Annotated in this window: 4 protein-coding genes, 2 tRNA genes and 3 rRNA genes; 3 read left to right on the forward strand and 6 right to left on the reverse strand. The window is 42.9% G+C overall.

Annotation, left to right across the window (positions count from 1 at the left end):
- Window positions 1-21 precede the first annotated feature (21 nt).
- On the forward strand, window positions 22-1,977 hold the full coding sequence (locus F988_RS13725; protein ID WP_000693745.1) for an alkyl/aryl-sulfatase: 1,956 nt from the start codon (window positions 22-24) through the stop codon (window positions 1,975-1,977).
- 357 nt (window positions 1,978-2,334) lie between these two features.
- On the opposite strand, the gene F988_RS13730 is transcribed toward F988_RS13725, so the two are convergent.
- Window positions 2,335-3,360 carry an IS30-like element ISAba125 family transposase gene (locus F988_RS13730; protein WP_010326927.1) on the reverse strand — a complete coding sequence of 342 codons (1,026 nt, stop codon included), beginning with the start codon at window positions 3,358-3,360 and terminating at the stop codon, window positions 2,335-2,337.
- A 27-nt stretch (window positions 3,361-3,387) separates the two neighbouring features.
- On the opposite strand from F988_RS13730, the gene F988_RS13735 reads away from it, so the two are divergent.
- Window positions 3,388-3,768, forward strand: a complete 381-nt coding sequence (locus tag F988_RS13735; protein ID WP_004683732.1) for a transposase — start codon at window positions 3,388-3,390, stop codon at window positions 3,766-3,768.
- Window positions 3,769-4,177: 409 nt separating this feature from the next.
- Window positions 4,178-4,723 (forward strand): type 1 glutamine amidotransferase domain-containing protein, encoded by a 546-nt coding sequence (locus F988_RS13740; RefSeq protein ID WP_004679220.1) that lies wholly within the window; start codon window positions 4,178-4,180, stop codon window positions 4,721-4,723.
- An 81-nt stretch (window positions 4,724-4,804) separates the two neighbouring features.
- On the opposite strand, the gene rrf is transcribed toward F988_RS13740, so the two are convergent.
- The 5 genes from rrf to F988_RS13765 form a co-directional block, all read right to left on the reverse strand.
- Window positions 4,805-4,919: ribosomal RNA gene (gene rrf / locus F988_RS13745) — 5S ribosomal RNA — on the reverse strand.
- Between the two features lie 195 nt (window positions 4,920-5,114).
- Window positions 5,115-8,008, reverse strand: a 23S ribosomal RNA gene (locus tag F988_RS13750).
- A gap of 466 nt (window positions 8,009-8,474) precedes the next feature.
- A tRNA-Ala gene (locus tag F988_RS13755) sits at window positions 8,475-8,550 on the reverse strand.
- 71 nt (window positions 8,551-8,621) lie between these two features.
- Window positions 8,622-8,698 (reverse strand) — tRNA-Ile (locus F988_RS13760).
- A gap of 177 nt (window positions 8,699-8,875) precedes the next feature.
- Window positions 8,876-9,960 (reverse strand): 16S ribosomal RNA (locus tag F988_RS13765); the annotation flags it as partial.

A 9,960-nucleotide genomic window follows, 5' to 3' on the forward strand; every position in this document is an offset into this window, starting at 1 on the left:
TATTTAAAAAAAGGAAAGAAGATGAAAATTAAGTTTTTAACAGTTTCATTGATGCTTATTCTGCCATTTTCTGTTTTTGCAGCAAATACTGTAGTAGAAAAAGCGGTCATTGAATCAAATAATACATATAAGGCGAAGTATAACTTAGAGGATATGACTGAGTTTAATCAGGCTCAAAAGGGCTTTATTGCCAAGCCAACAGGTCAAATTAAAAGTGAGAAAGGCAATGTTATCTGGGATTTTGATGCATTTAGTTTTTTACAAGATCAAGCACCAAATACCGTTAATCCCACTCTATGGCGACAAGCAAAATTAAACAACAATGTTGGGCTATTTAAAGTAACAGATCGAGTTTGGCAAATTCGTGGTTTTGATTTGGCAAATATGACCATCATTCAGGGTGATACTGGCTGGATTATTGTGGATACATTAACCTCTAAAGAAACGGCTGAAGCAGCACTTAAATTTGCTAGACAGCATTTAGGTGAGCAAAAAATTTCAGCCATTATCTTTACCCATAGCCATATCGATCATTTTGGTGGTGCATTAGGCGTTCTTTCTAGCGAAGAAATTAACGCTAGAAAAACTCCAATTATTGCGCCAAAAGGCTTTATGGAAGAAGCGACCAGTGAAAATGTGATGGCAGGTTCAGCCATGATACGTCGTGCGACTTATATGTATGGAACTTTTCTACCTAAAAATGCGGAAGGATTGGTGGATACAGGTTTAGGTAAGGCTGTTGCTGTGGGAAAAATGGGCATCCTTGAGCCTACACAACTGATCACTCAACCAGAACAGAAAATGACGGTTGATGGCTTGGATTTTGTGTTTTATAACGTGCCGGGTTCAGAAGCACCAGCAGAATTAACGTTCTCTATCCCATCATTGAAACTTTATAACGGCGCAGAAATTCTATCTCATACCATGCATAATCTTTATACCCTTCGGGGTGCTAAAGTCCGTGATGCCTTAAAATGGGTGGGCTATCTAGACCAAGCAATGCAGCATGCCAAAGCATCCGATGTATTGATTGCACAGCATCATTGGCCTGTCTGGGGCAATGACAATATTCAAGATTTTATTAAAACCCAGCGAGATGTTTATAAGTTCACGCATGATCAGACGGTGAGATATATGAACTCTGGTTTTAATGGCGCTGAAATTGCCGAAAAAATTAAGCTTCCAGCGGCACTTGATCAAAAACTATATGCTCATGGCTATTATGGAACCCTAAAACATAATGTAAAAGCAGTATACCAATATTATATGGGATGGTTCGATGCCCATCCTTCCAATTTAGATCCATTACCCCCTAAAGCTGTTGCAAAAAAATATATTGAGTTAGCAGGTGGGGAGAACAATGCATTGAAAAATGCGCGGGATGCCTACGCTCAAGCTGACTATAGATGGGCTGCCGAGATTTTAAAACATATTGTGTTGAATAACCCTCAAAACCAACAAGCAAAAGACTTATTGGCGAATACTTATCGTCAATTGGGCTATGCTGCTGAGGCTTCAACTTGGCGTAATTTCTTTTTGGTGGGCGCTCAAGAGCTACAAAATAATGTACCCCTACAAAATACTTCTGATCCGAGTGATTTATTGATTCATACACCAACTGAAAGATTTCTTGAAGCTATGGCGACAAATTTAGATGTGGAAAATTTAAAAAATGAAAACCAGTGTATCAATCTGGTTTTGTCGGATACCAAAGAGCATTTTTCATTATGGGTTGAAAACTCAGTCATGCAGTTTAAGCGTTATGATGAAAGTAAAGATTTGGCATTGGATTGCCCTACATTAACCTTAACCAAGCCCTTATATCTAAAAATGATTACAGGTCAAATAGAAGGGGTAAAAGTCCTGCTTTCTAAAGACAGTAAAGTCAAAGGTAATCCACTGAAAATTGGAAAATTCTTTGCAATGTTTAAACGTCCAGATTCAATTTTCCCGATTGTGACTCGACCAAATGGCTAAGCTCAAATAAGTAAAGTCGAAACTTAAATTAATAGATCCAAAGAAATGGGTGAAATTATCAACTTGGTTCTCCCAATCTTATAACAGGAATACAAGAAATTATTTCTTGTATTCCTCTTTAAAATTAAAAGTAAGCTATATGTATTTTAACTCTATTGATACTTTATTAAATGGTTTTTGAATTTTTATACTTTATTTTCGATGGAGATATTTTTATTAGTAGCTTGTTTAAAAAAGATTTGTTTATTTTTCTATTAATTGCTTCTAAATAATAACTTCAATATTTTTGTGGTTAAAAGGCAAGGGGGTATTATGATGTGTTTTTTATTGAAAATAAGCTTTTATATTAGGGCGAATTCAAACATGAGGTGCGACAGTTTGAAAAGTCTTATGATAATCAACAAGCTGAGCAAATTTCTCTAATGGTGTAAGCCAATCTAACGCTTTTCTAGGACGAGTATTCAGTGACATGGCAACTTGATTTAAATAATGCTGATCTGCCTGATTTAAATCAATCCCTTTAGGTAAATATTGCCTAATTAAACCATTCATATTTTCGCATGTGCCTTTTTGCCAGGGTGAATGTGGGTCACAGAAATATACATCTATGCCTAAATCTTCTTCAAGTATTTTATGTTCTGCCATCTCGCGTCCACGGTCATAGGTCAACGTTTTACGCAGTTCTGCAGGTAAATATTTCAGAGCTTCAGTTAAAGCCTTGCGCACTGATTCTGCCTTTGCATCAGGTAATGTTGCCAAGATACAGAGCCGTGTATTTCGTTCAATAAGTGTTGCTATCGAACTTTTATTGTCTTTACCTTTAATTAAATCAGCTTCCCAATGACCCGGTATTTTTCTTTCTTGAACTTCGGCTGGGCGCTCATGAATAGTTTTAATATCCTGTAATATAGAATCTTTTTTAGGTTCACCGTTAGCTTTTCGCTTTTTATTTTCATGACGTAGACAGGATAATAAGTCTTTTTTCAACTCACCCTTGGGTAATGCTCGTATCGTTGAATAAATCGTTGTATGGCTTACATTCATTGTTTGATCCAAATCAGGAAATGTCTTTAAACGCTTTGCTATTTGCTGAGGAGACCATAAACAACGGATCGCTTCAACAATAAATTTCCAGAGGATTGAATCGATTTTGAGTTTTCTGTGACCACGTCTACGTCTAGCAAAAGTGTTATCAGAAGCATATCGAGCTTGATAAACGTCATTGATGCTATTTCTTTTAAGCTCACGATAGATCGTACTAGGATGTCTTTTAATAAGTTCAGCAAATTTTCTGGCTGAAAAGCCTTCTTTTCTTGACTCAAGCATTAATGCAGTACGATCTTCAAAGTTAAGATGATGGTATGACAATTTTATATACTCCATAAACCCTTTAAATTAATTAGGTGGTTTATGTCGCACTTCAAGTTTTACTCTGCCAATGCCATTGGAGCAATCCATAAAGGGGATTTATTTTCAGTCGGTTTATTTGATTGCAAAATCAATTCAGATGTTTTTCATTTTTGGATTGAGCAATTCCTGATACCAGCATTACCTGAAAATAGTGTAGTGGTTATGGATAATGCAGCATTTCATAAAAGAGCAGATATTCAGGAATTATTGGAACAACAAGGGCATAAAATTCTTTGGCTTCCTGCATACAGCCCTGATTTAAATCCTATAGAACAGATGTGGGCATGGGTTAAACGTAAGCGTAAAGAATGGTTGATTGACTCAGTCGATGAGTTATTTCGAGTTTTTTTCGAATCCTGTATGAATAATAAAGTAGTTTGACTATATAGGAAATGAGGTTTTACAGATGTTTCCATGTGCTAATATTTTTAGAATTTAGCTATATAGATTCCTAAACCTCAATTTAAGCCGAAACCTACAACAATCGCAGAGATTGGCGAATATACCCATCTGGAGATTTTCACTATCATATAAAACATAGAGAGACAGGAAGTCTCATTCAAAACAACAAGATGCACAGGATGTGGTTGTTTATAGGAAATAAACAACAATAAACTGAATATAAAAGAAGCCCTGTCAGGATGATCGGGCTTCTTTTTTTTATTATTCTCACCCTGTAACAGAATTTGACAGCGTATCCATCGAGATACAATTCGCCGATGAAAACTCTACACTTTTCATGCTTTTGCATTGTTAACCTAGAAATCAAATAATATTGAGGAATTTCACAATGGTTAAAAAGGCATTATTTATCACATCAAATGTAGGCGTAGAGCATGATGAGCTGATTCAGCCACTGGAATTTTTAAAAGGCCAGGGAATTGAGGTCATACATGCCGCCGAAAAGACCGAACCTGTACAAACGGTAAAAAATGATAAAGAATCTGGGCCAAGCTACCCTCCACAGGCTTCCCTAGAGCAGGTCTCTGTAGAAGACTACGATATTCTGGTCATTCCTGGTGGTACAGTCAATGCTGACACCCTCCGTCTCAATGAACATGCACATAGGATCATTCAATATTTTACCGATCAAAACAAACCGATTGCCGCCATTTGTCATGCACCCTGGACCTTGATCAATGCCGAACGAATCAAGAATAAGAACCTGACCTCTTATAAAAGTATCCGCCTTGACCTGGAAAATGCGGGTGCACATTGGGTGGATGAAGCAGTTCATCGCTGCAATACCCATGAATGGCCTCTGATCACCTCACGCTGCCCAGATGACATCCCTCAGTTTAATGAGGCAATCCTAAAGGAACTGAACAGTATGTAACATTCTTCTTTTCATTATACTTTTCTATTTTTTCAGCAATAAAAAACCTCCCAACGTTGGTTGGGAGGTTTAGTATTTAAAAGCTGGCGATGACTTACTCTCACATGGCAAACGCCACACTACCATCAGCGCGAAGAGGTTTCACTTCTGAGTTCGGGAAGGGATCAGGTGGTTCACTCTTGCTATTGTCGCCAGCAAACTGTTGTGGTGTTTTGGGGTCTTATTGATCATGTTGTGTTTTCACTTCATGTCTGCCTTACTTACGAACCAAAGAGTTATTAACGGATTAGATATTGAGTCTAACTTTGTGTTCAGCATTTTAACTAGTTTTCACACTAAATCAAGTTATGTATTGAATTTATCTTGAATACAACAACTGTTTGGGTGTTGTATAGTCAAGCCTCACGAGCAATTAGTATTGGTCAGCTTCACACGTCACCGTGCTTCCACACCCAACCTATCAACGTCCTGGTCTCGAACGGCTCTTTAGAGGACATAAAGTCCTAGGGAAATCTTATCTTGAGGTAGGCTTCCCGCTTAGATGCTTTCAGCGGTTATCCCTTCCGAACATAGCTACCCGGCGATGCCACTGGCGTGACAACCGGTACACCAGAGGTTCGTCCACTCTGGTCCTCTCGTACTAGGAGCAGATCCTCTCAAATTTCCAGCGCCCACGGTAGATAGGGACCGAACTGTCTCACGACGTTCTAAACCCAGCTCGCGTACCTCTTTAAATGGCGAACAGCCATACCCTTGGGACCTGCTTCAGCCCCAGGATGAGATGAGCCGACATCGAGGTGCCAAACACCGCCGTCGATATGAACTCTTGGGCGGTATCAGCCTGTTATCCCCAGAGTACCTTTTATCCGTTGAGCGATGGCCCTTCCATACAGAACCACCGGATCACTAAGACCTACTTTCGTACCTGCTCGACTTGTGGGTCTCGCAGTTAAGCGCGCTTTTGCCTTTATACTCTACGCGTGATTTCCGACCACGCTGAGCGCACCTTCGTACTCCTCCGTTACTCTTTAGGAGGAGACCGCCCCAGTCAAACTACCCACCAGACATGGTCCTCGCCCCGGATTACGGGGCAGAGTTAGAACCTCAACATTACCAGGGTGGTATTTCAAGGACGGCTCCATTGGAACTAGCGTTCCAACTTCAAAGCCTCCCACCTATCCTACACAAGTAAGGTCAAAGTTCAATGTCAAGCTGCAGTAAAGGTTCACGGGGTCTTTCCGTCTAGCCGCGGGTACACTGCATCTTCACAGCGATTTCGATTTCACTGAGCCTCTGCTGGAGACAGCGCCGCCATCATTATGCCATTCGTGCAGGTCGGAACTTACCCGACAAGGAATTTCGCTACCTTAGGACCGTTATAGTTACGGCCGCCGTTTACTGGGGCTTCGATCAAGAGCTTCGCTTACGCTAACCCCATCAATTAACCTTCCAGCACCGGGCAGGCATCACACCCTATACGTCCACTTTCGTGTTTGCAGAGTGCTATGTTTTTAATAAACAGTTGCAGCGGCCTGGTTTCTGCGGCTGCCAACCGCTCAGGGAGCAAGTCCCATCACCGTCAGCAGCGTACCTTCTCCCGAAGTTACGGTACCATTTTGCCTAGTTCCTTCAGCAGAGTTCTCTCAAGCGCTTTGGTCTACTCGACCTGACCACCTGTGTCGGTTTCGGGTACGATTCCTGTGTAACTGAAGCTTAGAGACTTTTCCTGGAAGCATGGTATCAGCCACTTCACTGTACAAGTACAGCTTGCTATCGACTCTCAGCATAGAGCACCCCGGATTTGCCTAAGATGCATGCCTACTGTCTTCCACCTGGACAACCAACGCCAGGCTGACTTAACCTTCTCCGTCCTCTCATCGCATTACACAGAAGTATTGGAATATTAACCAATTTCCCATCGACTACGCCTCTCGGCCTCGCCTTAGGGGTCGACTCACCCAGCCCCGATTAACGTTGGACTGGAACCCTTGGTCTTTCAGCGAACGGGTTTTTCACCCGTTTTGTCGTTACTCACGTCAGCATTCGCACTTCTGATACCTCCAGCATACTTCTCAATACACCTTCTTCGGCTTACAGAACGCTCCCCTACCACGTAACTTAAAAGTTACATCCGCAGCTTCGGCACATAGTTTTAGCCCCGTTACATCTTCCGCGCAGGCCGACTCGACTAGTGAGCTATTACGCTTTCTTTAAAGGGTGGCTGCTTCTAAGCCAACCTCCTAGCTGTCTATGCCTTCCCACATCGTTTCCCACTTAACTATGATTTTGGGGCCTTAGCTGGCGGTCTGGATTGTTTTCCTCTTGACTACGGACGTTAGCACCCGCAGTCTGTCTCCCGGATAGTACTCATTGGTATTCGGAGTTTGCATCGGTTTGGTAAGTCGGGATGACCCCCTAGCCGAAACAGTGCTCTACCCCCAATGGTATTCGTCCGAGGCGCTACCTAAATAGCTTTCGGGGAGAACCAGCTATCACCAGGCTTGATTAGCCTTTCACCCCTATCCACAAGTCATCCCCTGGCTTTTCAACGACAGTGGGTTCGGTCCTCCAGTTAGTGTTACCCAACCTTCAACCTGCTCATGGATAGATCGCCTGGTTTCGGGTCTATACCCAGCAACTAAACGCCCTATTAAGACTCGATTTCTCTACGGCTCCCCTATTCGGTTAACCTCGCTACTGAATATAAGTCGCTGACCCATTATACAAAAGGTACGCAGTCACCGAACATGTCGGCTCCCACTGCTTGTATGCATGCGGTTTCAGGATCTATTTCACTCCCCTCACAGGGGTTCTTTTCGCCTTTCCCTCACGGTACTGGTTCACTATCGGTCAGTCAGGAGTATTTAGCCTTGGAGGATGGTCCCCCCATATTCAGACAAGGTTTCACGTGCCTCGCCCTACTCGTCATCATTATGTGTGCCCTTTCGTGTACGGGAATATCACCCTCTACGTTCGCACTTCCCAGAGCGTTCCACTAAAACACACATAACTTAATGGGCTACTCCCCGTTCGCTCGCCGCTACTAAGGGAATCTCAATTGATTTCTTTTCCTAAGGGTACTGAGATGTTTCACTTCCCCTCGTTCGCCTTGCAACACTATGTATTCATGTTGCAATACCTACCTTATGGTAAGTGGGTTCCCCCATTCAGATATCTCCGGATCACAGGATATTTGCCGCCTCCCCGGAGCTTTTCGCAGGCTATCACGTCTTTCTTCGCCTCTGACTGCCAAGGCATCCACCACATGCACTTAATTACTTGACTATAGAACCCCAAACAGTCGTTAATCCCTACAAGTAGGATTAAGACAATTAAATAAATAATTAATGATCTATTTAATCTACAGTTCGAAGTCCCGTGCACTTAAGCACCGTACAGCTTCAATCTAAATTCATATACCAAAACGCTTGATTCAGTGTTTTTGCTAGTTCTCATTTCTAACAACTCAGCTTAAAGAATTAATTCTTCTTGCTTTGTTATTGAATGAGTGAACAATTTATTTCAGACTCAAATTCTAATCTGTTAATGATTAACTACAGCCTCGTCAGCTTGCAGTAAACTGTGATAAATCACAGAAGTTAATAAATCTAAATCAATCTCTTGATTCACCTTATTTATTAAGTTCTATAATTTAAAAATATCTTTCACTACCATATTAGATCAGATACTACGCGCAGCATAGCTGCTTGTCTTGCGCTTCGGCAAAGCGTTGCTTTGCTGATCGAAGCTCTGGTGGAGACTAGGAGAGTCGAACTCCTGACCTCCTGCGTGCAAAGCAGGCGCTCTACCAACTAAGCTAAGTCCCCAGCTTACAATCATAATGAACGATATATCTTTTCATCTAGCAGCTTGTGATTATTCATCACTTCGTCAGTAGTGGTGGGTCTGACAAGACTTGAACTTGTGACCCCACGCTTATCAAGCGTGTGCTCTAACCAACTGAGCTACAGACCCTGAGAAATAAAAGAAGAGATCGTTGATCTCTTCTTTTATTTCGCAAGACAAGCGCAGCGCGTAGTGCACGACTTATCTCTAAAATTAAAAAAGAGAAACAATACTTTTTCTATCTTTCATTCGATATATCTCGAAGAACAACTTGTTGTGGATTCTTACCGATCGTCAATCTTTCGTTAAGGAGGTGATCCAGCCGCAGGTTCCCCTACGGCTACCTTGTTACGACTTCACCCCAGTCATCGGCCACACCGTGGTAAGCGTCCCCCCTAAGGTTAGACTACCTACTTCTGGTGCAACAAACTCCCATGGTGTGACGGGCGGTGTGTACAAGGCCCGGGAACGTATTCACCGCGGCATTCTGATCCGCGATTACTAGCGATTCCGACTTCATGGAGTCGAGTTGCAGACTCCAATCCGGACTACGATCGGCTTTTTGAGATTAGCATCCTATCGCTAGGTAGCAACCCTTTGTACCGACCATTGTAGCACGTGTGTAGCCCTGGCCGTAAGGGCCATGATGACTTGACGTCGTCCCCGCCTTCCTCCAGTTTGTCACTGGCAGTATCCTTAAAGTTCCCATCCGAAATGCTGGCAAGTAAGGAAAAGGGTTGCGCTCGTTGCGGGACTTAACCCAACATCTCACGACACGAGCTGACGACAGCCATGCAGCACCTGTATGTAGATTCCCGAAGGCACCAATCCATCTCTGGAAAGTTTCTACTATGTCAAGGCCAGGTAAGGTTCTTCGCGTTGCATCGAATTAAACCACATGCTCCACCGCTTGTGCGGGCCCCCGTCAATTCATTTGAGTTTTAGTCTTGCGACCGTACTCCCCAGGCGGTCTACTTATCGCGTTAGCTGCGCCACTAAAGCCTCAAAGGCCCCAACGGCTAGTAGACATCGTTTACGGCATGGACTACCAGGGTATCTAATCCTGTTTGCTCCCCATGCTTTCGTACCTCAGCGTCAGTATTAGGCCAGATGGCTGCCTTCGCCATCGGTATTCCTCCAGATCTCTACGCATTTCACCGCTACACCTGGAATTCTACCATCCTCTCCCATACTCTAGCTGACCAGTATCGAATGCAATTCCTAAGTTAAGCTCAGGGATTTCACATCCGACTTAATCAGCCGCCTACGCACGCTTTACGCCCAGTAAATCCGATTAACGCTCGCACCCTCTGTATTACCGCGGCTGCTGGCACAGAGTTAGCCGGTGCTTATTCTGCGAGTAACGTCCACTATCCTAGAGTATTAATCCA

Source organism: Acinetobacter parvus DSM 16617 = CIP 108168, assembly GCF_000368025.1.
In the GTDB taxonomy this organism is placed as follows: Bacteria; Pseudomonadota; Gammaproteobacteria; order Pseudomonadales; family Moraxellaceae; genus Acinetobacter; species Acinetobacter parvus.

Excerpts from the sequence above, each read along its gene's own strand:
- F988_RS13725 (WP_000693745.1), top strand. The coding sequence starts at position 22 with ATGAAAATTAAGTTTTTAACAGTTTCATTGATGCTTATTCTGCCATTT.
- F988_RS13730 (WP_010326927.1), bottom strand. The coding sequence starts at position 3,360 with ATGGAGTATATAAAATTGTCATACCATCATCTTAACTTTGAAGATCGT.
- F988_RS13735 (WP_004683732.1), top strand. The coding sequence starts at position 3,388 with ATGTCGCACTTCAAGTTTTACTCTGCCAATGCCATTGGAGCAATCCAT.
- F988_RS13740 (WP_004679220.1), top strand. The coding sequence starts at position 4,178 with ATGGTTAAAAAGGCATTATTTATCACATCAAATGTAGGCGTAGAGCAT.